Genomic DNA, 24,636 nt, shown 5'->3' on the forward strand with positions numbered 1-24,636 from the left:
ACGGCATCGGCGGACGCTGCACCGGCCGTGGCGCCGCGTCCATCCCGCAATGCGGCGACGGTTGACCGGCCGTTGACTTCGCAACCGCGAAGGCGCATAGCCCGAGGGCAGCGTCAGCGGCCGACAGACGGGTCCGCTTGAGAGGGCTGCGTGACGGATACGAGGGACGGCGCGGATCGCGCCTCTCCGAATGTCCGGCCCCTCTCTTCATAACGTGCATGCACCCGGGCCGCCCCATCACGCGGGCAGCCTCCTGCTCTACGGATCGCACCTCTCTCCGTACTTGGCGGCGCCGCTCGACACGAGCCGGGCCCGCGCTCGCGATCCGGCTGCCTGAGAAGTAACACCTTGACCCAGTTCACCGATTTCGGCCTCGCCCAGCCCGTGCTGAAGGCGCTCGAAGAGGCCGGCTACCACACCCCCACCCCGATCCAGTCGCAGGCGATCCGCCCAGCGATGGAAGGCCGCGACCTCTGCGGCATCGCCCAGACCGGCACCGGCAAGACCGCCGCCTTCGCTCTGCCGATCCTGCACCGCCTGAGCCTCGAGAAGCGCCATGCGCCGCGTCGCGGCTGCCGGGTGCTGGTGCTCTCGCCGACCCGCGAGCTCGCCAACCAGATCGCCGAGAGCTTCTCCGATTACGGCCGGCACCTGCCGCTGACCAACACCGTCGTGTTCGGCGGCGTCACCATCGGCCGCCAGGAGCGGGCGCTGGCGCCGGGCGTCGACATCCTCGTCGCCACCCCGGGCCGGCTGATCGACCTCGTCGACCGCCGCTCGCTGACGCTGGAAGGCGTCGAGATCCTCGTCCTCGACGAGGCCGACCAGATGCTCGACCTCGGCTTCATCCATGCGCTCAAGCGCATCGTGAAGATGCTGCCGGCCAAGCGCCAGAGCCTGTTCTTCTCGGCGACCATGCCGAAGAACATCGCCGGCCTCGCCGACCAGTACCTGCGCGATCCGGTCCAGGTCGCCGTCACGCCGGTGGCCACCACCGCCGAGCGCGTCGAGCAGCAGGTGATCTTCGCCCATACCGGCGCCAAGCAGGCGCTGCTCGCCCACATCCTGCGCGATCCGAAGATCGAGCGCGTGCTGGTCTTCACCCGGACCAAGCACGGCGCCGACCGCGTCGTGCGCGGCCTCGAGAAGGTCGGCACCGCGGCCTCCGCCATCCACGGCAACAAGTCCCAGCCGCAGCGCGAGCGCGCGCTGGCCGCCTTCAAGGACGGGCAGTGCCGCGTGCTGGTGGCGACCGACATCGCCGCGCGCGGCATCGACGTCGAGGCGGTGAGCCACGTCGTCAACTTCGACCTGCCGAACGTGCCCGAGAGCTACGTCCACCGCATCGGCCGCACCGCGCGCGCCGGCGCGGACGGGCTCGCGATCTCGTTCTGCAACGACGAGGAGAAGGCGTACCTGCGCGACATCGAGCGCATCACCCGCCAGCGCATCCCCGTCGCCCCCTTCCCCGAGGGCTTCACCCCGCCTTCGCGCCAGGAGGCGGCCGAGATCGCCCAGGCCGAGGAGCGCCGTCCCGACACCCGCGGCCAGCGCCCCGGCGGCGGCCGTCCGGGCCAGCGTCCCGGTGGCCGGCCGGGCCAGGCGCCCGGCGGTCGTCCCGGCCAGGGCCGCCCGTTCGGCGGCGGCAACCGCACCGCCGAGGCCGGCCGCGGCCCGGGTCGTCCCGACGGCGCCCGCCAGCCCGACACCCGCAACGCCCGCCCGCAGGGCGAGCGCCCGAGCAACGGCCCGCGCCCCGAGCGCGCCGCCGGCGATCGTCCGCGCCAGCCCGCCAACAACCGTCCGCGCAGCGGCGGCGGCGGCAACGGCGGCGGCGAGGGCCGTGCCATCGGCTGGCTCGACCGCAGCCCGCGCTCCTGAGCCAGCTCACTTCCTGACCTGATCGAGAAGGCCGCCCCGGATGCCCGGGGCGGCCTTCTGCTTTTCCGTATCCGGTGTCCTGCCGCCGGCGCGGGAGCATTGCCGGCGGTGGTCCCGCGCCCCATCTCGACGGCATCGAGACAGGAGCAGCCCCGATGCGATTCGAGATCTACCGCGATGCGCCGGGTCATTGGCGCTGGCGCCTGCGGGCGCAGAACGGCAACGTCGTCGCCGATTCGGGCGAGGGCTACGTGCGCCGCGAGGATTGCGAGCACGGCATCGCGCTGGTCCGTCAGAGCGAGACCGCGAAGGTCGTCGACATGACGACGCAGATCGCCTGATCACAACCGAAAGTCGGCTTTCGCGACGAAACGCTTTTCGCGGTTCGTGCGTTTCGACGGCTCGGGCTCAAGCCCCGCTCGTACGTCTCCCATCCACGAAAGAGTTGAGATCCGCGATGAGGAAATTCCTGCTGGCCGCCCTGCTCGTCCTGGGCTTCGCGGCCGCCGCCCCGCAGGGCGCGTCCGCCGCTCCGGTCGGCCCCGGCCTCGCCCTTCAGACGGAAGCCGCCCCCGCGGTCGCCGAGAAGGCCCAGTACTTCTACCGTCGCCGGTTCGGGCCGCGTCCTTTCTACCGCCGCCCGTATTACGGCCGCCGCTTCTACGGCCCGCGTCCGTTCTACCGTCGTCCGTATTACGGCCGCCGCTTCTACGGCCCGCGTCGTCGGTTCTTCTACTGATCGCACGGCGAGCCTGCGTCGAAGTCTGAACCCGGCGGCCCTTGGGGCCGTCGGGTTTTTTCATGACTTGGGCAAACGGGCTGCGTTCGCGCGCGATCCGGTGTAGGGTCTCACGTTCGGGACGGCCGGCATCAGATCGGTCCGCCCGGGAGGAACGCCCCATGGACGATATCGCGACGCGCGAGGTGGTCGCGCGCGACCTCTGGCAATCGATCCCGCTCGAATGCCTGGTCTGCGCCGCCGCCGTCTTCCTGGCGGCCGGCCTGAAACTCGCCGGCCTGATGCCCTGACCCCTTTCGACATCGCGGCGTTCGCGCATAATCGGCGCCGCGCCCCGAGCGCGTCGGTGCGCTTCGCGCCAAGGAACAGGACCGCATGGACCGGGACAGCGCCGAGGAACCGCAGGGCGATCTGACGGTGCGCACCATCGCGATGCCGGCCGACACCAACGCCAACGGCGACATCTTCGGCGGCTGGGTGCTGTCGCAGATGGACCAGGCCGGCGGCATCGCCGGGGTCGACCGGGCCGAGGGCCGCGTGGTCACCGTGGCCCTGGACGCCATGACCTTCATCCGCCCGGTGCGGATCGGCGACGTGCTCTGCGTCTACACCCGGATCGGGCATGTCGGGCGCACCTCGATGAAGATCGAGGTCGAGGCCTGGGCGCGGCGCTTCCGGACGCAGGTGCGCGAGAAGGTGACGTCGGCGACCTTCACCTTCGTCGCGATCGACGACGAGGGTCGGCCGAGGGCGATCCCCAAGGCCGCCCCGGTGGCGGAGCCGTCGTTCACGCGAGCGTGATCGACGGGTTCCGTTCCGACGCGGTTCCGGCTAGGCATCGCGCGAGCGGATCCCCGAGGGGGCGGGGGGATGCGAGAGCTGGCCCGAGGATTGTGCCGTTGCCCGACCCGTCGCACCGCGCCGACAACCTGACCTGGCAGACCCTTCAGCCCCGCGAGACGCGCTGGCGCAGCCTGAGCCAGCGCCCGGCCATCGCCTGGTTCACCGGGCTGTCGGGGGCGGGCAAGTCGAGCATCGCCAACGCCGTCGACCGCTCGCTCACCGAGGCGGGGCGGCACGCCATGGTGCTCGACGGCGACAACCTGCGCCACGGCCTCAACCGCGACCTCGGGTTCACCGCGGCCGATCGCGCCGAGAACATCCGGCGGGCGGCCGAGACCGCGCGCCTGATGGCGGAGGCGGGACTGGTGGTGATCGTGTCGCTGATCTCGCCGTTCCGCGCCGAGCGCGCGACGGCGCGGCAGATCGCGGGCGACATCCCGTTCCTGGAGATCTTCATCGACACCTCGCTGGCGGTGTGCGAGGCGCGCGACCCGAAGGGCCTGTACGACAGGGCGCGGGCCGGCACGATCCCGAACTTCACGGGGATCTCGGCGCCCTACGAGGCGCCGCTCGACCCCGACATGACCTTGGTCACCGACGGGCTGAGCGTTGCGGAGTCGTCGAGGACCCTGATCGCGGAGCTGATGCGGCTCAGCGCAGGCTGACCCCAAGCGTCTCGCGTTCGCGGCAAAACCCTCATTCCGCCGCGAACAGCCCCCAGCTAGCCCCGGGATCGGGGGCGTCCGCCGCCGCAGGCTCGGCGACGTCCGCCTTCGGGTCGCCCGGTGCGGTCTCGCAGCCGAGCGCCGGCAGGGCGATGATACGGTTCTTCGAGAAGTCCACGCGGCAGACGATGGCGTTGCGGCTTTCCATGTAGCCGAGCAGGCGCCGGGCGCGGCCGGGCGAGCGGCTGCCGATGGCCCGGGCCAGCGCCGCATCGCCGGGACAGGGCTCGCCCGCGAGCGCCGCCCGCGCCAGCAGCAGGAACAGGCCCTGGACCTCCTCCGGCATCCCGGCGGCGGCCCCCTGCGCCTGGGTCCAGCGTTCGTCCCCGTCGGTCGCGGCGGGCGCCGCATCGATCCCGGCCCGTGCCACGCTCAGGGAGCGGCGGAAGGCCTGGAGCCCGACGCGCTCGCCGTCGAGGCCGCGCATCCGGCAGCGGACCAGGAAGTCCTGGTAGACCACGGCGACGGATTGGCGCCCGGCCTCGGGCTCAGCGACCAGCCCGCGCAGGATCGCCTCGCAGCCGGCCCGGTTCTCGGCCTCGTCGAGCACGGGCGGGGCGGCGGCCGGCTCCGGACGGTGGGCGGCGAGCTCCCGCATCAGGTCGGCGGGGCTGACGCGCGGCGTCGCCGGCGCCCGCGACGCCCGCGTCGGGTAGGCGAAGCCGGCTTCGGCCGGCGCCAGGATCTGGGCGCGCAGGTCCGCGTCCGCCGCCTGCGGCAGCGGGATCAGGGTCGGCGAGGCCGCGCGCGACGAGGTGGTGACCGGACCGATGCGGAGGGCCAGCGGACGGCGGCTCAGCGCCGGCCCGAGCGCCACGAACTCGCCCCGCGCCAGGTCGCGGAAACGCTCCGCGCCGCGCCGGTCGAGGCCGAGCAGGTCGGCGGCCCGCGCCATGTCGATGTCGAGGAAGGTGCGCCCCATCAGGAAGTTGGTGGCCTCGGCCGCGACGTTCTTGGCGAGCTTGGCCAGCCGCTGCGTCGCGATGATGCCGGCCAAGCCCCGCTTGCGCCCGCGGCACATCAGGTTGGTCATCGCACCGAGCGCGATCTTGCGGGCCTCGTCGGAGACGTCGCCGGCGGCGGCCGGCGCGAAGATCTGTGCCTCGTCGACCACGACGAGGCAGGGATACCAATGCGCCCGCTCGGCCTCGAACAGCCCGCCGAGGAAGGCGGCGGCGGCGCGCATCTGCGCCTCCATGTCGAGGCTCTCGAGGTCGAGCACCACCGAGACGCGGTGCCCGCGCACCCGCGCGGCGATCGCCTGCAGGTCGCCCTCCCCGTGGCTTCCGTCCACCACGAGGTGGCCGTGCGCCTCAGCGAGAGTGACGAAGTCGCCTTCGGGGTCGATCACCACCTGCTGCACGTGGCCGGCGCTCTGCTCCAGCAGGCGGCGCAGCAGGTGCGACTTGCCCGAGCCGGAATTGCCCTGGACGAGCAGGCGCGTCGCGAGCAGCTCCTCCAGGTCGAGGCGGGCCGGCTGGCCGATGCCCTGCCCGTCGAGCCCGAGCCCCATCTCGATGCCGAACGCCATCGTCGCTCCGGTTGCACGCCGCGGGAAATCCCGAGCCTCCCGTTAACACGCGAGCACCCTTCGCGATGCGTCCGGCGCGTCGCGCGTCCACAGGCGCGGGGTCGCGGTGGACGACGGGCTCAGAGCGGCTTGCGGTAGACCACGAAGCCCGAGCGGTCGCCGACCTGATCGTAGAGCCGCATCGCCGTCGCGTTGGTCTCGTGCGTCTGCCAGTAGACCCGGGGCGATCCGGCGCGGCGCGCCGCAACGTAGACGGCCTCGATCAGCGCGCGGCCGACGCCCCGCCCGCGGGCGTCGGCCGTCGTGAACAGATCCTGCAGGTAGCAGAACGGCGCGGTGGCCGTGGTGATGCGGTGGTAGAGGTAGTGCGTCAGGCCGATCAGCCGGCCGTCGCGTTCGGCCACCAGCGCGTGCATCGGCTCGTAGGCGTCGAAGAACCGCTCCCAGTTCGCCTGCGTCACCGCGGGCGGGATCGCCGCCGGGCCGACGCGCTCGTAGAACAGGTTGTAGCCCTCCCAGAGCGGGAGCCACTGCGCGTGGTCGGCGCGGGCGACGGGGCGGATGACGACGTCCTGGGGCATCGTCGCGATCCTGCACCCGCCCGCATCGCCGCTCAAGCCGTGCGGCCCGCGCGCGATCGTGGCATGCTGCCATCCATGCGGAACGCCATCACCGACATCGCCGGCATCCGGGTCGGCCACGCCGCGGACGCACGGGTCGCCAGCGGCGTCACCGCGCTGGTGTTCGACCGGCCGGTCACGGCGGCGGTGGACGTCCGCGGCGGCGGGCCGGGCACCCGCGAGACCGATTTGCTCGACCCCGAGCGCACCGTCGAGGGCATCGACGCGCTGGTGCTGTCGGGCGGCTCGGCCTTCGGGCTGGACGCCGCCGCGGGGGTCGTGGCGTGGCTCGCCGAGAACGGGCGCGGCTTTCCCGTCGGCGGGATGCGGGTGCCGATCGTGCCCGGCGCGATCCTGTTCGACCTGTTCAACGGCGGCGACAAGGCGTGGGGGCGCTATCCGCCCTATCGCGAGCTCGGGTTCCTGGCGGCCCAAATGGCCTCGGAGGACGTGGCGCTCGGCTCGGTCGGGGCCGGCACCGGCGCGCGCACGGCCAACCTCAAGGGCGGGATCGGCTCGGCCTCGGCCGACGTTCCGGGCACCGGCTTCCGGGTCGGCGCGCTCGCGGCGGTCAACGCCTTCGGCCGGGTGACGGTCGGCGACGGCCCGCATTTCTGGGCGGCGCCGTTCGAGCGGGCGGCGGAGTTCGGCGGCCTCGGCTGGCCCGGCGCGATGCCGGACGACGCCCTCGCCTTTCCCGTCCGCGGCCTGCCCGGCGCCGCGACGACGCTGGCGGTGGTCGCCACCGACGCGGCGCTGACCAAGGCGCAGTGCCGGCGCCTCGCGGTGGCGGCGCAGGTCGGCCTCGCGCGGGCGATCCAGCCGGTGCACACGCCCCTCGACGGCGACGTGGTGTTCTCCGTCGCGACGGGGGCGGTGGCGCCGGCGGACCCGATCGGCGACCTGGCGCGCCTCGGCGACATGGCGGCCCAGGTGCTGGCCCGTGCCGTCGCGATCGGGGTGTACGCGGCGGCGTCCTTGCCCGGAACGCACGGCCTTCCGCCGGCTTGGCGCGACCGGTTCGGATCGGGCGCGTAGGGCGGCGGGCTTAGGCCTCGTCGCGGGCGTCCTGCAGCAACTGCGCGAGGCCGGCATCCACCTCCGCTCCGAGCATCGCGCGCTCGGCATCGGTGAGGTCGCGCGCCCATTTCGGGCCGGCAAACCCGGTCGCGCACTTGTCGCGCTCGGCGGCGATGTAGGCTTCGACCTCGGCCGGGCGGGTCCGCATCGCGTGGACCATCCCGAACCAGGCCGCACGCTCGACCACCGCGAGGCGGGCCCGAAGCCGGATCATCACCGCACGCTCGGGATCGACGTCGTCGCTCATCGGGGCGGGATCCTCAGCGGCGCGGCTCGCAGCGTGTCTTCACGTAGCTGTCCTTGCCGTTGCCGAGGCCGGCATTGGCGGCCAGCACCGGGCCCTGGATCAGGCATTCCTGCAGGGTGTGGGCCGGGCCCGTCACCACGTCGAGGGCGTTGTCCCGGCTGCAATCCTGGACCTGGACCGACGAGGCGCAGATCAGGGCGACGACGACGATGGGATTCATGGGCGCGCTCCAAGGCCCCGCCGCGACGGGCGCGTACCGGGATTGCAAAGGGGCGAGCCGGCGGAAGGTTCCGCCGGTGCGCCGATCCGCGCGCTAGCGCTCCCGCGCGGCGAGCGCGTCGAGGAGCCCCTGCATGCTCTTCGGCACCGGCGCGGAGACCTCGCGCGCGTAGAGCACGCGCAACTGCCGGCCGATCTCGGCGAGGCTCAAGGACCCCTTCTCGATCACCCGGTCCGCCTGGGCCTGGAGGCTCCTGCGCTCGGCGTCGGTGATCTCCTTGGCGGTCAGCACCACCACCGGCACGTCGCCGTCGGGCCGCGCCCGCAGCGCGCGCAGGAACCCGAACCCGTCCATCTCCGGCATCATCAGGTCGAGCAGGATCAGGTTCGGGCGCTGCGCCTCGAAATGCTCCAGCGCCGCCCGGCCGTTCTCGGCCTCGTCGACGCTCCAGCCGTCGCGCGCGAGCGTCCGGCGCAGGCGCTCGCGGGCGTCCGCGTCGTCGTCGACGACGAGGACGCGGGCCTCGACGCCCTCCGGCCGGTAGCGGTCCATCAGGCCCTTGAGCCGGTCCCAGTCGATCGGCTTGACGAAGTAGTCGGTGGCGCCGAGCGCCTGGCCGAGGCCCTGCTCGGCCACCACCGAGGTCATGATCACCGGGATGCCGGCGAGCTCCGGGTCGTTGCGCACGGCGTGCAGCACCGCCCAGCCGTCCATGCGCGGCATCTCGACGTCGAGCAGGATCGCGCGCGGCTTCAAGGCCCGCGCCAGCGTCAGCCCGGCGCGGCCGTCGTTGGCGGTGCGGACGCGGAAGCCCTCGCGTTCGAGGAAGCGCTGCAGCAGCTCGCGCGCGGCCGGGTCGTCGTCGACGAGCAGCACCGCGTCGTGCTCTTCGTGCGCGTGCACCGGCGCGGGCACGGCGAGCTCGGCCGCGACCTGCCCCTCGTCCTCGACCGCCAGGATCGCCGGCAGCCGCAGGGTGAAGGTCGAGCCCTGCCCGGGCACGCTGGTCACGCCGATGTCGCCGCCCATGGTGCGGCAGAAGGCGCGGGTGATGGCGAGGCCGAGGCCGGTGCCGCCGAACTGCCGCGTGGTCGATTCATCGGCCTGGGCGAAGCGCTCGAACAGCCGGCCGATCTGCTCCTCGGTGAGCCCGATCCCGGTATCGGCCACCGAGAAGCCGAACCAGTCGGCGCCGGCCTCGCGCTGGCGCTCGACCTTCAGGGTGATCGTGCCGTTCTCGGTGAACTTGGCCGCGTTGCCGATCAGGTTGAGCAGGCACTGGCGGATCTTGGTCTGGTCCTGGTGCATCGCGCCGAGGTCGTCGGCGAGGTCGAGGACGAAGCGGTTGCCCTTCTTCTCGACGAGCGAGCCGGTGGCGTCGGAGACGTCCGAGATCAGGTCGGCGACGGTGAAGTGCTCGGCCGAGGCGGTCATGCGCCCGGCCTCGATCTTGGAAATGTCGAGCACGTCGTTGATGAGCGAGAGCAGGTGGCGGGCCGCCGCCTCGATCTTGCGCAGGTCGGGCAGCAGGGCGGCCTGCCCGATATCCTCGAGCTCCTCCCCGAGCATCTCCGAGTAGCCGATCACCGCCGAGAGCGGCGTGCGCAGCTCGTGGCTCATATTGGCGATGAACTGGCTCTTGGCGAGGTTGGCGGCCTCCGCGGCCTGCCGCGCCCGCTCGACCTCGGCCTCGGCCTCCTTCCGGTCGGTGATGTCGGTGTTGGAGCCGACCCATTCGCGCAAGGAGCCGTCGGCGGCGAGCACCGGCACGCCGCGCACCTCCATGTCGCGCCACTGCCCGTCGTGCCGGCGCAGGCGGTAGTCGACGGCGTAGGGCGTGCGCGCCTCGATGCAGCCGACCCAGACCTCGGCGGCATGCGCCCGGTCGTCGGGATGGACCGCGTCGATCCAGCCCCAGCCCTGGAAGGCCTCCTCGGACTGGCCGGTATAGGCGCTCCAGCGCGGCTGCGGCGGCAGCAGGGCGCCGGCGGCGTCGGTGTTCCAGATCACGGCCGTGGAGGCGTCGACGAGCGCCCGGAACCGCTCCTCGGATTGCAGCAGCCGGTCCTCGGCTTCCTGCTTGTGGGTGATGTCGGTGTTGGTGCCGTACCAGCGCAGGATCCGGCCCGCCGCGTCCCGATGCGGCATCGCCTGCGACAGGAACCAACGGAAGGTGCCGTCCTTGCCCCGCAGCGGGAAGGTGTCCTCCCAGGCATCGCCGCCGGCGATCGCCGCCTTGAAGCGCTCCGTCACCGCCTCGACGTGGTCGTGATGGTGGACGTCGCGCCAGCCCCAGCCGCGCATCGTCGCGAGGGTCGTGCCGGTGTAGTCGTACCAGCGGCGGTTGTACCAGATGATGTCGCCGGTCGCGGTGGCGATCCAGGCGAGCTGCGGCAGCGCCTCGGCGAGGTTCTCGTAGTCGGCCTGCGTGACCGTGGCAGGCTCGCTGGGATCACTCATCGCAACACTCGGACTGGCTTCCCGCGGCGGATGCCGGGCACGAAGCGGCCTTATACACGCATCGCGCCCGGGTTCGGCGCGGCGGTTTCGCCCGGCACGCCATGCGCTCGCGCCGCCCGGCCGGCGCGGAGAAGGTCGAAGGCGTAGAGCGCCAGCGCCAGCCAGATCAGCCCGAACATCGGGATCGCGTGCGGCGCCACGTGCTCGCCATAGGCGAGGACGCTCAAGGCCAGCAGGCAGGTCGGGGCGATGTACTGCATCAGGCCGAGCGTCGCGAGGCGCAGGCGGTCTGCGGCCGCCGCGAACCAGATCAGCGGCAGGGCCGTCGTCACCCCCGTCAGCGCCAGCAGGGCGAAGTCCCGCGGATCGGGCGGCAGGGCCGGCTCGGGCGACAGCAGCACCCAGACGAAGGCCGCCGGCGTCAGGATCAGCGTCTCGGCGAGGAACCCGACCGCCGGGTCGACCCCGACCACCTTCCGCACCAGGCCGTAGAGGGCGAAGCTCATCGCGAGCTCGAGCGCCACCAGCGGCAACGTGCCGGCCAGCACAACGGCGATGGCGACCCCGGCCGCGGCGATGCCGACGGCGACCCGCTGCAGCGGGCGCAGGCGCTCGCGCAGGACCACGGCGCCGAGCGCCACGCTGACCAGCGGGTTGATGTAGTAGCCGAGGCTCGCATCGAGCAGGTGGCCGCTGTTCACCGCCTGCAGGTACAGCAGCCAGTTCACGCCGATCAGCCCGGCCGAGACGAAGAGCAGCGCGTGCCGGGGCCGCAACGGGAACGGGGTGCGCACCCGGTTGCGCCACAGCAGCACCAGCGCGACCGCGAACAGGCACGACCACAGGATGCGCACCGCCAGGATGTGGCTCGGGGAGAAGCCCGAGAGCAGCCGGAAATGCACCGGGACGACGAGGCCCCAGCTCAGATAGGCGCCGAGCGCGTAGACGAGGCCCACGGTGTCCGTCCCGATCGCGTCCGCCGGCATCCGGCGCGGAGAAGTCCTGGCGATCTAGCCCGCGCCGGCCGCTTCGGTCAGGCCCGGCGGCGCAGGTCAGGCATCCGCCCCGCCCGCGCCGTCAGCGCTTCGTCGGCAGGATCGGGTCGCCGCGCATCAGCGCGTTTAGGCGCTCGGTGTCGAACCCGTTCGGGATCTTCGCCGGCGCCGGCTTCACGGCCGCGACCGGCTTCTCCGGCGCCGGGATCGATCCGGTCGCCGAAGGTTCGGGCAGGACGATGCGGGCGACCGGGCTCGGCACCGTGTGGGCCAGCCGGTCGGCGCAGACGAACCCGATCACGAGGATCGAGGCGCCGGCCGAGACGCCGGCGGCGAGGAGACGCAGGATACGCAAGCGACGGGTTCCGGCAACGCGAACGACGACGGAGCCGAGGATGGCCCAAGGCCGTTAACGAAGGGACACCTCACAGGGAGATCCCATGAAACCCGAAGCGAACGCCCAGGCCACCGCCAGCGACAGCCCGTTCATCCAGGGCCGCAACGCCCGCCTCTACGGCAAGCCGATCGACGATTGCCCCTACGCGGAGGGCTCGGAGGAGCGCACCGCCTGGCTGCAGGCCTACGAGGAGGCCACCGTCACGGACGCCGGCTGACCGAAAGGGCGGCCCGGGCGCACGCTTGACCTCCGCCGGGTTGCCGGGCTTCGTCGTCCGATCGCAGCCCGAGAGCCAAAGCGCCCATGTCCAAGCCTTCGTCCAAGACCGCCGAGTCGTTCGGGGTCGCGACGCGCCTCGTCCATGCGGGGCGCGATCCGTCGGCGCAGCACGGGTTCGTCAACACGCCGATCTATCGCGGCTCCACCGTGCTGTACCCGACCTACGACGACATCGTGCACCGGCGCGGCCGCTACAATTACGGCACCAGCGGCACGCCGACGATGGACGCGCTGACCGATGCCTGGAGCGAGGTGGCGGGCGCTGCCGGCACGGTGGCGACGCCCTCGGGCCTGTGCGCGCTCACCGTCGCGCTGATGGCCTCGGTCTCGGCCGGCGACCACCTGCTCGTCACCGATTCCGCCTACCGCCCGACCCGGATCTTCTGCGACGGGCTGCTCGCCCGCTTCGGCGTCGAGACGACCTATTACGACCCGCTGGTCGGCGCCGGCATCGCCGGGTTGATGCGTGACAACACCAAGGCCGTGCTGGTCGAGGCGCCGGGCTCGCAGAGCTTCGAGATGCAGGACGTGCCGGCGATCGCCGACGCGGTCCACGCCCGCGGCGGCACCGTGATCATGGACAACACCTGGGCGACGCCGCTGCTGTTCCCGCCGCACGCGCGCGGCGTCGACATCGCCGTCGAGGCCGGGACCAAGTATCTCAGCGGCGGATCCGACCTGCTCCTCGGCCTGACCTCGGCCAATGCCGCGCATTTCCCGGCGGTGCGGCGGACCTTCGACCAGATCGCCCCCTGCGCCGGCCCCGAGGACCTGTTCCTGGCGCTCCGCGGCCTGCGCACCATGAACCTGCGGCTGCGCGAGCACGGCCGCGCCGGCCTCGAGATGGCGCGCTGGCTGCAGGAGCGGCCGGAGGTGCTGCGCGTCCTCCATCCCGGCCTGCCCGAGGATCCCGGCCACGCGATCTGGAAGCGCGACTTCTCCGGCGCATCGGGCCTGTTCGGCGTGGTCCTCGAGCCCGTCTCGGAGACCGCCCTCGCCGCGATGCTCGACGGCCTGGAGCTGTTCGGGATGGGCTTCTCCTGGGGCGGCTTCGAAAGCCTCGTCATTCCCTTCGACTGCAGGCCCTACCGCACGGCGACGCAGTGGGCCCCCGGCGGTCCCGCCCTGCGCTTCCACATCGGGCTCGAGGACGTCGCGGACCTGAAGGCCGATCTCGACGCCGGGTTCGCGCGGTTGCGGGCGGCGGCCTGAGGCGCCCTCACGGCACCCGCCATTCGCCCCGCCACCCTTCCCCGTCGCGGCGCCAGCCGGCGCGGCGATGGCCGCGACGGTCGAGGTAGAGGAAGTCGAGGGCGTCGGCGCGGACGAGGACGGCGGCGAAGTTCGGGCGGCCGACGGTCAGCGCCGCCGCCTCGTCGGGCACCGCGTAGCCGCCGCCGGCATCGAGCGCGGTGCCGGGCGCGGGCGCGATGCCGTAGCAGACCCGGCTCATCGCCCGCGAGCCGTCCCAGGCCGCGTCCGCCACGGCATCGTCGACGTGGAGACCCGCGCTGCCCTCGATCCGGATCTGGATCTTCGCCGCGCGGTCGTAGGCGTGGAGCGCACAGGCCGGGTTGGCCGCGACCTCGGCCGCCTTGTCCGAGCGGCGGTCGCAGTGGAAGCGCAGGGTGCCGGTCGCGGCATCGGCCTCCCGCAGCACCACCGTGCGGCTGCGCGGGCGGCCCGCCTGGTCCAGCGTCGCGAAGCTCGGAGCGTGGAACGCGCTCCGTCCCTGCGCGACCCCGTCCGCCAGCAGCCGCCACGCTTCGGCGAAGGCCGCGTCGAGGTCGTCGTGGAACGGCGGGAGCGGGTGGCGGGCATCGTCCTGTGGCATCGGGCTCCGAACGGCGCGTGGGTGGGGCGAGACGAGCACGGGCGCGACGGGGGATCAAGCGCGGCATCGCGGTGTCGCGCGCTTAACGCTGTGGTGCCAAAACTAGGTGTCGTGTCCTAGGATGCCTTGACGCGTTCCTAACATGCATTAACCCATTGTGCACCGCGTCGACGAGAGCCGCGCGGCTTCCGCTCTCAGATGAGACGTCGACGCTATGCCGTGGATGATGGTTCTGCTGTTCGGGCTGCCCTGCGCCCTCGGTTTCCTCTGCCTCTACGCCGATCGGCATCTCGCCCGGTTCTCCGAGTCCCACGACGACCTTTGGCAGCTGCCGCGGCCGTCTTCGCTGCGGCGCTGATCCCCGAGCGGACCCGGCTGCGACGCGGCAGGGCTCGGTCCGGCACCGGCCTCGGGCCGGTCGGCTCGGGCGCGGGAATGCCGGTTCAGCCCGCCTTGGTTTCGGTTCCGCGCCGGTTGCGGAAGATTAGGGCGAGGTTGCGCAGGTAGATCCCGGTCGAGAGGCCCTGGCCGATGATGATCACCGGCTCGCGGCGCACGAAGCCGTAGACCAGGGTCATGATTCCGCCGGCGATCGACAGGAACCAGAACGACAGCGGGATCACGCTCCGGCCCGCCCGCTCGCTGGCGATCCATTGCAGGATGAAGCGCGAGCCGAAGACCAGCTGCGCGACGATGCCGAAGACCAGCCAGAAGTCAAACCGCGTCACGAACACGTCGTAGAAGTAGTCCGGCAGGTCTCGCGCCAACTGGATCAGCATCGGAATTAGACCTCGGTGACGGCGGGCGTCGGACGCTTGCGGCGGATCAGCCACCACACGCCGGCCAAGTCGAGCAGGCCGACCCAGAGGCGGTCGAACAGCCCGTAGTTCGAGACGCCGGTGAAGCGCGGGCGGTCGACCACGTCGCGGTGCACGATCGCGAAGCCCTCGCGCACCACGAGCGCCGGCATGAAGCGATGGAGGGCGTCGAAGTACGGCAGGCGCAGGTAGACCGCGCGGCGGAAGACCTTGAGGCCGCAGCCGGTGTCGCGGGTGGAATCGTTGAGGATCCGCCCGCGCACGCCGTTGGCGATGCGGGACTGGATCATCTTGAAGCGCCCGTCCTTGCGGCCCTTGCGCTGCCCCTGGGCGAGGCCCGTCCCCTCGCCCGCCTGCTCCAGCGCCGCCACCAGGACGGGGATGAAGGCCGGGTCGTTCTGGCCGTCGCCGTCGAGCGTCGCGACGATCGGGCCGGCGGCCGCCGCGACCCCGCTGCGCACCGCCGCCGACTGCCCGCCGCTGCGGGCGTGGCGCAGCACCCGCAGCCAGGGCCGGCCCTGACGTGCGGCGTCGAGCGCGGCCGGCGTCGCATCGGTGGAGCCGTCGTCGACGTAGATCACCTCGAAGGGCGCCAGCGCCCCGCAGGCGGCTTCGATCTCGGCGACGAGCCCCGCGATGTTGCCGGCCTCGTTCTTCACCGGCACCACGATGCTGAGGCGGGGAGACGTCGCGTTCATGGGGTCACCGTCTGAGCCGTGGGCGTCACCGCGTAGGCGGTGAGGTCGACCCGGCGGCCGGCGTTGATGTTGAAGCCCGACACCTGCCCCACCGCCTTCGGGCCGACGCCGCCGACGGGCCAGGCATCGGCGAAATCGGCGGCCGAGCGCTGCTCGACGAAGACGAGGCGGCAGCCGCCCGCATGGAGGAAGGCCAGCGCGTCGGCGCCGGTGTTCGGGGTGGCGAGCTCGGTGCCGATCAGGAACACCAGGCTCGGCTCGCGGTAGCCGAGGCTCGCGACCTGCGGCCGGCACGGCAGCGCGTCGCGGATCGCGGCGAGCCGGTTCGAGACCTTCAGCGCCGGGATCTCGGTCTGCGCCAGCCCGAGCACCGCGGGCGAGAGCACGCAGGCGGAGAGGATCGCGAACACCATCGCCCGCTCGGCGCCGTTCCGCGCATAGGCCATCCAGGCGGCCAGCGCGAGCGCGCAGGCGGCCCCGAGCAGCGGCAGCGACAGCACGGGCAGCACCCGGTCCAGGCGCCACGCGACCACGGCGAGGCCGATCGTCAGCCCGATCGGGATCGCCGGCACCAGCAGCGCCATCGCCCGCGCGCCGCGCCGCGTCGGATCGAGGGCGCCGGCCCGGAGCGCCAGCACGGTGAGGATCGCCACCATCGGCATCAGCGGCAGGACGTAGTGCGGCAGCTTGGTCGGCACGGCCTCGAACATCAGCCACGCCGGCACGATCGACGCGACCAGGAACGCGACCGCATCGTCCCGGCGACGGCGCCACGCGAACGGGATCGCCAGAGCCGCGAAGGCGGCACCGGGCCAGAAGGTCGCGAAGAACACCAGCGCGTAGGTGCCGGGCGGCGCCCAGTGCTTCTCCTTGGCGCTGCCGACCTTGGCCAGCATGTCGTGGCCGACCGCCTCGGTGAAGAAGGCGCTGCCGCTGCGCCAGGCGATCGCCAGGAACCACGGGGCGACGACCGCGACGACGATCGCGAGGCCGGACCACGGCCGCAGCGCCAGGATCCAGTGGCCGGAGCGCGCCTTCCACGACAGGGCCAGCATCGGCAGGCCGACGAAGAGCGGCACCATCGGCCCCTTCACCAGGATGCCGATCGCCAGGCCGAGCCAGAACGCGAGCCGGCCCGCGGTCGAGGGGCCGGGGCCGGATCGCCCGAGCCAGGCGCGGGCGAGCGCGCCGAGCGACGCGATCGCGCACGCGGTCAGCAGCGCGTCGGTCTTGGCGAGATGCGCCTCCGCCGCGAGCATCAGGCAGGCGCCGAACAGGGCGGCCGCGAGGAAGGCGCCGCGCCGCGGCAGGAAGGCGAGCGCCGCCCAGTAGGCCAGCAGCACGGCGGCGGTCGCGCCGACGAGCGAGGGGATGCGGTAGAGCGCGATCTCGGTTCGCGCCTGGGGCACCCCGAGCGCCTCGCCGGCCGCCACCGCCGCGGCCTGGGCCCAGTAGATGCCCACCGGCTTCTTGTGCCGGGCCTCGCCCTGGAAGCGGATGTCGACGCCGTCGCCGGTCTCGAGCATCTGCTTCGAGGCCTGGGCGAATCGCGGCTCGTCCCGGTCCATCGGCTGGAGCGAGATCTGGCCGGGCAGGAAGCAGACGAGGCAGAGCGCCACCAGCCAGGCGCAGGCCCGCGCGTGGCTCGCCGACACGGTGTTCAGGAGGAAGTCGCCGAACGCGAAGCCGGGCCCGGTGGCCGGGACGGGCCGCGTGGCCGGGACGGGTCGCCGCGCGGCTTGGCTGGGGATCATGAGCGCGGTGCGGAACGGAAGGAGGGGGCCGAGAAGGCGGTCATGCGCGGCTCCGGAACCGGCAACCGGCCTCGTCGTTCGGTCGATGCCCAGACGGCCGGCGGTGTCGATGATGCGGCCGGGATTGTCAAATGCCGGCCCCGCCGCCCGAGGGACGGGGCCGGCCGCGCGGCGCGTGTCAGGCCCGGTCGACGCCGCGGCGCCGATCCCGGCGGTCGTGGTGGCGCCGACCTGGCGCATGATCGTCACGAACTCGCGCTGCATGATGGCGAGCACGGCGGCAACCCCGGGCTCGCCGAAGGCGGCCAGCCCCCAGACGGAGGGGCGGCCGATGCACACGGCGGTGGCGCCGAGCGCCAGGGCCTTGAGCACGTCGGTGCCGCGGCGGAAGCCGCCGTCGATCAGCACGGGCACGCGGCCGTTCACCGCCGTCACGATCTCCGGCGGCACGCCGATCGTGGCTTGCAGGCTCGCCTCGGCCCGGCCGCCGTGGTTCGACACGATCAGCGCATCGACGCCGTGGTCGAGCGCGGTCTTCGCGTCCTCCCTCGTGACGATGCCCTGGAGCACGAGCTTGCCCTTCACGAGGCCGCGCAGGCGCCGCACGTAGTCCCAGGTCATGCCGGTGCCGTAGAGGTTGGTCACCCGGTCGACGTCGATCCCGTCGAACATCGGCTTGCGGCTGACCTCGTTCTCGAAGCCGGGCGCGTGGCAGTCGGTGCAGGTGCGGGTGTCCGAGCCCCGCTAGTTCAGTCGTTTCCAAATGTTTCCAAGATGTCGAGCTTCGCATCCAGGAAGAGCTCATGCCAGATCGAGACATAAATCGTTACACACCACGTATTAACGATGAAATCCTCAAAGCAGGGTGGCCGGGGAATGGTCGGCCGACGTTCTGGTCGGGCCCGGTTGCACCGGGCCGTTCCCTGAAGGAGATCCGCGATGAGCCTGATGGATGCGCTCTCGAACGCCATCACCGGGACCTCGGCCCAATCCTTCGCGCTGAACAACATCTCGGGGAACATCGCCAACAGCACCACGGCCGGCTTCAAGAGCACGGATACGAGCTTCGCCGACATGCTGGCGCAGACCGAGGCCGGGACGCAGCCCGCCGGCGGCGTCGCGATCAGCACGCGGTCGAACCTGGGGCTCCAGGGCACGGTGGCGTCGACCGGCATCGCGACGAACCTCGCGATCGGCGGCGACGGCTACTTCGTGGTTCGGCAGAATCTCGGGACCGCGTCGGCGCCGAGCTTCGGCTCTGCGCTGGCCTACACCCGGCGCGGCGACTTCGCGCCCGATGCCAGCGGGTACCTCGTCAACGGGGCCGGGTACTACCTGTTCGCCGGGGCCTCGACGGGCGCGCCGGTCCAGGTGCCGGCCACCGCCACGAGCGCGCTCTCCAGCCTGTCGGTCTCGCCCGCCGGCGCCCTCACCAGCACCCTGTCGGACGGCAGCACCCAGGCGCTCGGCACCCTGGCCCTGGCCCAGTTCGGTGCGCGGGACACGCTCGCCTCGCTCGACGGCGGCGCCTTCGTCGCGACCGCGAGCACCGGTGCGCCGAGCTTCGGCCTGAACGGCGCGACCGTGACCGGCGGCTCGGTCGAGCAATCGAATGCGAGCATCTCGGACCAGTTCTCCAAGATGATCGAGACGCAGCAGGCCTATTCCTCCAACACGAAGGTGATCAGCACCGTCAACGAGATGCTGCAATCGGCCATCGCGATGTACGTCTGACGCGGCGCGCGCCGCTACCCGTCCGCCTAGCGCGCCGTTCGGAACACCTGCAGGTCGAGGTCGCGCACCTTCTTGCGCAGGGTGTTGCGGTTGACGCCCAGAAGCTCCGCCGCGCGGATCTGGTTGCCACGGGTGGCGGCGAGCGCCGCGCCGATCAGCGGGCCTTCGATCTCGCGCAGGATCCGGTGATACAGGCCGGGCGGGGGCAGCGTGTCGCGGTATCCAGAGAAGTAGTCCGAGAGGTGGCGCTCGACCGCGCCGGACAGGGTCTCGTTGTCGGCGCCGGCCTTGCGCGCGGTGCCGTTCCCGGCCGAGGCCGGGGGGCTGAGCGGCAGCGTGTCGAGCTCCGCCTCGATCACCGGGCCGGTGATGGTCTCCTGCGGGTAGAGGGCGGCGAGCCGCCGGACGAGGTTTTCCAGCTCGCGGACGTTGCCGGGCCAGCGGTAGCGCTTCAGGCGCTCCATCGCCTCGCCGTCGAGCATCTTCCGCGTGAGGCCCTCGCGCTCGACCTGGATGAAGAAGTGGCGGACGAGGTCGGGCACGTCCTCGGACCGCTCGCGCAGGGCCGGCAGCCGCAGCGGCACGACGTTCAGGCGGAAGAACAGGTCCTCGCGGAAGATGCCCTGCTGGATCGAGATCCGCAGGTCCTTGTTGGTCGCCGCGATGATGCGGACGTTGGTCTTGATCGGCACCCGGCCGCCGACGGTGGTGTACTCGCCCTGCTGCAGCACGCGCAGCAGCCGGGTCTGCGCCTCCATCGGCATGTCGCCGATCTCGTCGAGGAACAGCGTGCCGCCCTCCGCCTGCTCGAAGCGGCCGGCCGAGCGCTGCAGCGCCCCGGTGAAGGCGCCCTTCTCGTGGCCGAACAGCTCCGATTCGATCAGGTCGCGCGGGATCGCGGCCATGTTGACGGGCACGAACGGGCCGGTGCGCCGGCGGCCGTAATCGTGGAGCGCGCGGGCCACCAGCTCCTTGCCGGTGCCGGACTCGCCGGTGATCATCACGGTCAGGTCGGTCGGCATCAGCCGGGCGAGCGCCCGGTAGATCTCCTGCATCGCCGGCGAGCGCCCGACCAGCGGGATATCTTCGTTGTCGGGCGGCGCGGCGGCTGCGGCCGTGCCGCGCGGGCGCGACAGCGCCCGGCCGACGATGGCGATCAGCTCCTTCAGGTCGAAGGGCTTGGGCAGGTACTCGTAGGCGCCGCGCTCGGAGGCGCGGATCGCGGTCATGAAGGTGTTCTGCGCGCTCATGACGATGACCGGCAGCTCCGGCCGCACCCGCTTGATGCGCGGCAGCAGGTCGAACACGTTCTCGTCGGGCATCACCACGTCGGTGATGACGAGGTCGCCCTCCCCTTGCGCCACCCACCGCCACAGGGTCGCGCAGTTGCCGGTGGAGCGGACCTCGTAGCCGGCCCGCGACAGCGCCTGGTTCAGGACGGTGCGGATGGCGGCGTCGTCGTCCGCGACGATGATGTGGCCGTTGGGCATGACTCTTACTCGGGCTCCGCGACCGCTTCGCGCCCGTCGCGGGCGCTCGACATGGGCAGGAGGATTCGGAAGGCGGTGCGGCGGGGCGCGGGATCGCACTCGACGATGCCGCCATGATCGCCGACGATCTTCGCGACCAATGCAAGACCGAGGCCGGAGCCTTGCGCCTTCGTCGTCACGAACGGGTCGAACAGATCCGGCAGCAGCTCGGCCGAGATGCCCGGGCCGTTGTCGCGCACCGCCACCTCGATCGGCAGGCTGACGCGCTCGCGCGAGCCCGGGACCTGAAGCCGCAGGCCGGTGCGGAACGCGGTCGACAGGGTGATCTCGCCGTCGACCGCGTCGGCGCCGATCGCTTCCGCCGCGTTCTTCACTAGGTTCAGGATCACCTGCACGAGCTGATCGCGGTTGCCGAGCACCGGCGGCAGCGACGGATCGTAGGTCTCGACGAAGCGGATGTGGCGCCCGAACCCGGATTGCGCCGAGCGCTTCACCTGATCGAGCACGCCGTGCACGTTGACCGGGCCGCGCTCGACTGGGCGCTCGTCGCCGAACAGCTCCATCCGCTCGACGATCCGCACGATCCGGTCGGTCTCCTCGCAGATCAGGCTGGTCAGCACCCGGTCCTCTTCCGGCCCCGACTGCTCGAGCAGCTGGGCCGCGCCGCGGATGCCAGCGAGCGGGTTCTTGATCTCGTGGGCGAGCATCGCGCCGAGCGCCACCATCGAGCGCGCCGCGCCGCGATGCGTCAGCTGGCGGTTCATCTTGTCGGCGATGGTGCGCTCCTGGAGCATCAGCACCACCGCCTCGCCGTCGTCGCCGAGCGCGGTGGCGAACACGTCGACGCTGCGCTCCGCGCCCGAGCGCGGCTGCGTCAGCTCGACCCGGTACTCGCTGACGCTGGACCCGCGCCGGCGCACCTCCGCCACCAGCGCGATGATCGGCGAGGCGAAGGGGATGATGTCGCGAAGCCGGCGCCGCTGCATCAGCCGGGCGGAATAGTCGAAGAACGTCTCGGCCGCGTGGTTGCAGTGCATGATGCGGTCGTCCGCGCCGATGGTCAGCACCGGCAACGGCAGGGCGTTGATCACCGCCTCGGCGCTCGGCATGCCGCGGGGTTTCGCCGCGGGCTCCTTGGCGGCGGGGTCGAGACCGATCGGCCTCGCCTCGTCCCTGGGTTCCCCGTCGCTCATGCGGCCTCCGCGATCGCCGGGGCGGCCTCGAAGGCGGCGCGCAGGAGCCGGTCCGCCACCTCCGGGTCGGTGGTGGTCAGGAGCCGCGTGCGGTCGGCCGCATCGAGGCCGCCCGCCGCGTCGGCATAGGCCGCCAGATGCTTGCGGGCATGACGCACGCCCATCGCTGGGCCGTAGAGCGCGATCAGCCCGGCATAATGCGCCGCCGCCAGCCCCGCCCGGGCCGATCGCGACAGCGTCGGCACCGGGCGCCCGGCCAGCCCCGCGGCGAGGGCGCCGACGAGCCAGGGCCGCCCGACCGCCGCGCGGCCGACCATGATGCCGGCAGCACCCGAGGCCGCCAGGCACGCCCGGGCGCTGGAAAGGTCCGTCACGTCGCCGTTGGCGATGACGGGGATCGACACCGCCGCGACGACCGGCCGGATCGCGTCCCAGTCGGCGCTGCCCTTGTAGAATTGCTGCCGGGTGCGACCGTGGACGGTGACCGCGTTCAGCCCCAGCGCCTGGGCCCGGCGGGCGAGCTCCGCGGCGTTCAGGCCGTGGTGGTCCCAGCCGAGGCGCATCTTCACCGTCACCGGGATCGACACCGCCTCGCGCACGGCGCCGAGGAGGCGGGCCGCATGGTCGAGGTCGCGCATCAGCGCGGAGCCCGAGGCGACGCCGGTGACGATCTTGGCCGGGCAGCCCATGTTGACGTCGATCACGTCGGCGCCGTTCGCGGCGGCGATCCGGGCGGCCTCGGCCATCGGCTCGGGGGCGCAGCCGGCGAGCTGGACGATGTGCAGCGCGATGCCCGACCCTTCCGCCCTGAGCCGCGCCTCCTCCGAACCGCGCGCGAACTCGGCCGCCGCCACCATCTCCGACACCACCGCGCTCGCGCCGGCACCCTGCGCGATGCGGCGCATGTGCAGGTCGGTGACGCCCGACAGCGGCGCCAGCAGCGCCACCGGATCGACCGAGCGCTCCCCTCGCAGGACGCTCAAATAATGATCAGCCATCATTCTGCACAACAAATAGACAAAACCAGCCCGGCGCAAGCCCCCGGGCGAGGGTTGGGCGGGGAACCGCGCGATTTGATTTCGCTTCATCCCCCGCATAAACGACAGGCAGATTTTTGAGGACCCGAACCGGCCGCATGGCAGGCGGTCTCGGCCCCGGCACGACGGAAACCCCCAGGCATGTCCGAACCCGGATCGAGCGTCGCCGCCGTCGTCGTGGCGGCCGGTCGCGGCATCCGCATCGGCGGCGGGATGCCCAAGCAGTACCGTCGCGTCGGCGGGCAGGCGGTCCTCACCCGCACCCTCGACGCCCTCGGCCGCGACCCCGTGATCGGCCGGATCCAGGTGGTGATCGCCGCCGACGCGGTCGCGTTCTACGACACCTGCCGCACCGAGCTCGCGCCCGCCATCGCCGACAAGCTGCTGCCGCCGGTCGAGGGCGGGGCGACGCGCCAGGACTCGGTCCGAGCCGGGCTCGAAGCGCTCGCGGCGGCGGGCGCGCCGGACGTGGTCCTCGTCCACGACGCGGCCCGGCCCTTCGTCGATGCCGGGCTGATCGCCCGCGCCGTCGCCGCCGGGCGCGACCACGGCGCGGCGGTGCCGGGCGTGGCCGTCGCCGACACGATCAAGCTCGTGGACGAGCAGGGCGGCATCGGCCGCGTGCGCGAGACGCCGGCCCGCGAGCACCTGCGCGCGGTGCAGACGCCGCAGGCCTTCGCCTTCGGGACCTTGCGCGACGCGCACCGCGCCGCCGCCGCCGAGGGCCTGCACGGCTTCACCGACGACGGCGCCCTCGCCGAATGGGCCGGCCTCGCCGTGGTGGTGTTCGCCGGCGACCCGAAGAACCGCAAGATCACCCAACCCTCCGACCTGATCGAGGCCGACCGGGCCTTTTCCGGCTCGGGCGAGGAGACGGCGAAGGACAGTGCGAAGGACATCGCCATGACGACCTACGTGACCCGCCTCGGCACCGGATTCGACGTGCACGCCTTCACCGACGGCGACCATGTCTGGCTCGGCGGGGTGAAGATCCCGGCCGACCGCGGGGTGCTCGCCCATTCGGACGGCGACGTCGCGCTGCATGCCCTCACCGACGCGCTGCTCGGCGCCATCGCCGACGGCGACATCGGCACCCATTTCCCGCCCTCGGACGAGCAGTGGCGCGGGGCGTCGTCGGACCGGTTCCTGGCCCATGCCTGCAAGCTGGTGCGCGACCGCGGCGGCCGCATCGACCATCTCGACATCACGGTGCTGGCGGAAGCGCCCCGCATCGGCGCCCACCGCGAGACGATCCGCGCCCGCATCGCCGAGATCTGCGCCGTGCCGCTGACCGCGGTGTCGATCAAGGCGACGACCACGGAGAAGCTCGGCTTCGTCGGCCGCGCGGAAGGCCTCGCGGCCCAGGCCGCCGCGACCATCCGCCTGCCGGAGGAGGTGGAGACGAGCCCGGTGGACGCCCAGGCCGAGACGGCCATGCGCCAGGGCTGACGGTTGGGCGGACGCGCGTCCGCTGCATCATCCGAAGGCCGCTTCGAACGAAAAAGGGATTCGCGCGATGTTCGACGACGCCCTCCTCGCCCGCGCCGCCGCCCTGGTCGGGGCCTACGCCGAGGCCGGCACCCGGATCGCGACGGCCGAATCCTGCACCGGAGGGCTCGTCGCCGGGTTGCTGACGGCGGTGCCCGGCTCGTCGGCGGTCGTCGAGCGCGGCTTCGTCACCTACTCGAACGAGGCCAAGTCCGAAGCGATCGGGGTGCCCGCCGCACTCATCGGCGCGCACGGCGCGGTCAGCGAGGCGGTCGCCCGCGCGATGGCGGGCGGCGCGCTGGCGGCGTCGCGGGCCGACGTGGCGGTGGCGATCACCGGGATCGCCGGCCCCGGCGGCGGCAGCCCGGGCAAGCCCGTCGGCCTCGTGCATTTCGGTCTGGCGACCGGCGGCGGCGTCCGCCACCTGGAGCGGCGCTACGGCGATCTCGGCCGTGCCGAGATCCGACGTCGCGCCGTCGTCGATGCGTTGGACCTGTTGGAGGCGGCGCTCGTTTCCTGATCGGGGCGCTCGGTTCTCCTGATCGGAGCGGTCCTGCGGCGAACGCCGCCGAA

Annotated in this window: 27 protein-coding genes and 1 pseudogene; 13 read left to right on the forward strand and 15 right to left on the reverse strand. The window is 72.5% G+C overall.

From position 1 onward, the window contains the following. Positions 1–348: 348 nt before the first annotated feature. The 6 genes from MKK55_RS11740 (at position 349) to cysC (ending at position 4,128) form a co-directional block, all read left to right on the forward strand. Positions 349–1,881, forward strand: coding sequence for a DEAD/DEAH box helicase (locus tag MKK55_RS11740; RefSeq protein WP_243934838.1), 1,533 nt, complete (start codon positions 349–351; stop codon positions 1,879–1,881). A gap of 155 nt (positions 1,882–2,036) precedes the next feature. After that, positions 2,037–2,222, forward strand: a complete 186-nt coding sequence (locus tag MKK55_RS11745) for a YegP family protein (protein ID WP_243934839.1) — start codon at positions 2,037–2,039, stop codon at positions 2,220–2,222. Positions 2,223–2,338: 116 nt separating this feature from the next. Continuing rightward, on the forward strand, positions 2,339–2,620 hold the full coding sequence (locus MKK55_RS11750) for a hypothetical protein (RefSeq protein ID WP_147729335.1): 282 nt from the start codon (positions 2,339–2,341) through the stop codon (positions 2,618–2,620). A 161-nt stretch (positions 2,621–2,781) separates the two neighbouring features. After that, positions 2,782–2,910 (forward strand): hypothetical protein, encoded by a 129-nt coding sequence (locus MKK55_RS29030; RefSeq protein ID WP_279593315.1) that lies wholly within the window; start codon positions 2,782–2,784, stop codon positions 2,908–2,910. A gap of 85 nt (positions 2,911–2,995) precedes the next feature. Continuing rightward, a complete protein-coding gene (locus MKK55_RS11755) occupies positions 2,996–3,421 on the forward strand; it encodes an acyl-CoA thioesterase (RefSeq protein WP_243934840.1) in 426 nt (141 codons plus the stop codon). Positions 3,422–3,519: 98 nt separating this feature from the next. Further along, positions 3,520–4,128: an adenylyl-sulfate kinase gene (gene cysC / locus MKK55_RS11760; RefSeq protein ID WP_243934841.1), complete on the forward strand. Its 609-nt coding sequence runs from the start codon at positions 3,520–3,522 to the stop codon at positions 4,126–4,128. Positions 4,129–4,159: 31 nt separating this feature from the next. Here the strand turns inward: cysC and MKK55_RS11765 are convergent, their stop codons facing one another. Both MKK55_RS11765 and MKK55_RS11770 read right to left on the reverse strand, forming a co-directional pair. Further along, positions 4,160–5,719: an ATP-binding protein gene (locus MKK55_RS11765; RefSeq protein ID WP_243934842.1), complete on the reverse strand. Its 1,560-nt coding sequence runs from the start codon at positions 5,717–5,719 to the stop codon at positions 4,160–4,162. Between the two features lie 119 nt (positions 5,720–5,838). Next, complete coding sequence (locus MKK55_RS11770; protein ID WP_243934844.1) at positions 5,839–6,300, reverse strand: GNAT family N-acetyltransferase; 462 nt, start codon at positions 6,298–6,300, stop codon at positions 5,839–5,841. A 75-nt stretch (positions 6,301–6,375) separates the two neighbouring features. On the opposite strand from MKK55_RS11770, the gene MKK55_RS11775 reads away from it, so the two are divergent. After that, on the forward strand, positions 6,376–7,377 hold the full coding sequence (locus MKK55_RS11775; RefSeq protein ID WP_243934929.1) for a P1 family peptidase: 1,002 nt from the start codon (positions 6,376–6,378) through the stop codon (positions 7,375–7,377). Positions 7,378–7,387: 10 nt separating this feature from the next. Here MKK55_RS11775 and MKK55_RS11780 read toward each other — a convergent pair whose 3' ends face one another. From MKK55_RS11780 to MKK55_RS11800, 5 genes are all read right to left on the reverse strand, one after another. Then, positions 7,388–7,666, reverse strand: a complete 279-nt coding sequence (locus tag MKK55_RS11780) for a hypothetical protein (protein WP_243934846.1) — start codon at positions 7,664–7,666, stop codon at positions 7,388–7,390. Between the two features lie 13 nt (positions 7,667–7,679). After that, positions 7,680–7,886 (reverse strand): hypothetical protein, encoded by a 207-nt coding sequence (locus MKK55_RS11785; RefSeq protein WP_147727724.1) that lies wholly within the window; start codon positions 7,884–7,886, stop codon positions 7,680–7,682. A 93-nt stretch (positions 7,887–7,979) separates the two neighbouring features. Continuing rightward, positions 7,980–10,346: a response regulator gene (locus MKK55_RS11790; RefSeq protein WP_243934848.1), complete on the reverse strand. Its 2,367-nt coding sequence runs from the start codon at positions 10,344–10,346 to the stop codon at positions 7,980–7,982. Positions 10,347–10,396: 50 nt separating this feature from the next. Beyond that, positions 10,397–11,302: an EamA family transporter RarD gene (gene rarD, locus MKK55_RS11795; RefSeq protein WP_147727726.1), complete on the reverse strand. Its 906-nt coding sequence runs from the start codon at positions 11,300–11,302 to the stop codon at positions 10,397–10,399. Between the two features lie 121 nt (positions 11,303–11,423). Beyond that, positions 11,424–11,696, reverse strand: a complete 273-nt coding sequence (locus MKK55_RS11800) for a hypothetical protein (protein WP_147727722.1) — start codon at positions 11,694–11,696, stop codon at positions 11,424–11,426. An 85-nt stretch (positions 11,697–11,781) separates the two neighbouring features. Between MKK55_RS11800 and MKK55_RS11805 the strand changes: the two genes are divergently transcribed. Then, positions 11,782–11,955 carry an Rmf/CrpP family protein gene (locus MKK55_RS11805; protein ID WP_187273697.1) on the forward strand — a complete coding sequence of 58 codons (174 nt, stop codon included), beginning with the start codon at positions 11,782–11,784 and terminating at the stop codon, positions 11,953–11,955. An 86-nt stretch (positions 11,956–12,041) separates the two neighbouring features. After that, positions 12,042–13,229 (forward strand): cystathionine beta-lyase, encoded by a 1,188-nt coding sequence (gene metC, locus MKK55_RS11810; RefSeq protein WP_147727721.1) that lies wholly within the window; start codon positions 12,042–12,044, stop codon positions 13,227–13,229. 7 nt (positions 13,230–13,236) lie between these two features. Here the strand turns inward: metC and MKK55_RS11815 are convergent, their stop codons facing one another. After that, positions 13,237–13,851 carry a pyridoxamine 5'-phosphate oxidase family protein gene (locus MKK55_RS11815; RefSeq protein ID WP_147727720.1) on the reverse strand — a complete coding sequence of 205 codons (615 nt, stop codon included), beginning with the start codon at positions 13,849–13,851 and terminating at the stop codon, positions 13,237–13,239. A 223-nt stretch (positions 13,852–14,074) separates the two neighbouring features. Between MKK55_RS11815 and MKK55_RS29035 the strand changes: the two genes are divergently transcribed. Continuing rightward, positions 14,075–14,209, forward strand: a complete 135-nt coding sequence (locus tag MKK55_RS29035) for a hypothetical protein (RefSeq protein WP_279593313.1) — start codon at positions 14,075–14,077, stop codon at positions 14,207–14,209. An 85-nt stretch (positions 14,210–14,294) separates the two neighbouring features. Here MKK55_RS29035 and MKK55_RS11820 read toward each other — a convergent pair whose 3' ends face one another. From MKK55_RS11820 to MKK55_RS11835, 4 genes and pseudogenes are all read right to left on the reverse strand, one after another. Beyond that, positions 14,295–14,630 carry a lipid-A-disaccharide synthase N-terminal domain-containing protein gene (locus tag MKK55_RS11820; protein ID WP_147727719.1) on the reverse strand — a complete coding sequence of 112 codons (336 nt, stop codon included), beginning with the start codon at positions 14,628–14,630 and terminating at the stop codon, positions 14,295–14,297. Between the two features lie 5 nt (positions 14,631–14,635). Next, entirely contained in the window at positions 14,636–15,367 is a 732-nt protein-coding gene (locus tag MKK55_RS11825; RefSeq protein WP_147858776.1) for a glycosyltransferase family 2 protein, read from the reverse strand. After that, a complete protein-coding gene (locus MKK55_RS11830; protein ID WP_409566055.1) occupies positions 15,364–17,121 on the reverse strand; it encodes an ArnT family glycosyltransferase in 1,758 nt (585 codons plus the stop codon). The genes MKK55_RS11825 and MKK55_RS11830 overlap by 4 nt, the downstream gene beginning before the upstream one ends. 210 nt (positions 17,122–17,331) lie before the next feature. Further along, positions 17,332–17,793: pseudogene (locus MKK55_RS11835) on the reverse strand (alpha-hydroxy-acid oxidizing protein); the annotation flags it as partial. Positions 17,794–18,060: 267 nt separating this feature from the next. Between MKK55_RS11835 and MKK55_RS11840 the strand changes: the two are divergent. Next, positions 18,061–18,855, forward strand: coding sequence for a flagellar hook basal-body protein (locus MKK55_RS11840; RefSeq protein ID WP_243934850.1), 795 nt, complete (start codon positions 18,061–18,063; stop codon positions 18,853–18,855). Positions 18,856–18,881: 26 nt separating this feature from the next. Here the strand turns inward: MKK55_RS11840 and ntrC are convergent, their stop codons facing one another. From ntrC to dusB, 3 genes are all read right to left on the reverse strand, one after another. Beyond that, positions 18,882–20,345 (reverse strand): nitrogen regulation protein NR(I), encoded by a 1,464-nt coding sequence (gene ntrC, locus MKK55_RS11845; protein WP_147728390.1) that lies wholly within the window; start codon positions 20,343–20,345, stop codon positions 18,882–18,884. 5 nt (positions 20,346–20,350) lie between these two features. Continuing rightward, a complete protein-coding gene (locus tag MKK55_RS11850) occupies positions 20,351–21,454 on the reverse strand; it encodes a two-component system sensor histidine kinase NtrB (protein ID WP_147728393.1) in 1,104 nt (367 codons plus the stop codon). An 80-nt stretch (positions 21,455–21,534) separates the two neighbouring features. Beyond that, positions 21,535–22,539, reverse strand: a complete 1,005-nt coding sequence (dusB, locus tag MKK55_RS11855) for a tRNA dihydrouridine synthase DusB (protein WP_243934852.1) — start codon at positions 22,537–22,539, stop codon at positions 21,535–21,537. A gap of 177 nt (positions 22,540–22,716) precedes the next feature. Here dusB and MKK55_RS11860 point away from each other — a divergent pair, with 177 nt between their 5' ends. Together MKK55_RS11860 and MKK55_RS11865 are read left to right on the forward strand one after the other, a co-directional pair. Then, positions 22,717–24,024, forward strand: a complete 1,308-nt coding sequence (locus tag MKK55_RS11860) for a bifunctional 2-C-methyl-D-erythritol 4-phosphate cytidylyltransferase/2-C-methyl-D-erythritol 2,4-cyclodiphosphate synthase (protein WP_243934854.1) — start codon at positions 22,717–22,719, stop codon at positions 24,022–24,024. Positions 24,025–24,091: 67 nt separating this feature from the next. Next, positions 24,092–24,583 carry a CinA family protein gene (locus MKK55_RS11865; RefSeq protein WP_243934855.1) on the forward strand — a complete coding sequence of 164 codons (492 nt, stop codon included), beginning with the start codon at positions 24,092–24,094 and terminating at the stop codon, positions 24,581–24,583. The last annotated feature ends 53 nt before the right edge of the window (positions 24,584–24,636 follow it).

This window comes from Methylobacterium sp. J-059 (genome assembly GCF_022829485.1).
Classification (GTDB): Bacteria; Pseudomonadota; Alphaproteobacteria; order Rhizobiales; family Beijerinckiaceae; genus Methylobacterium.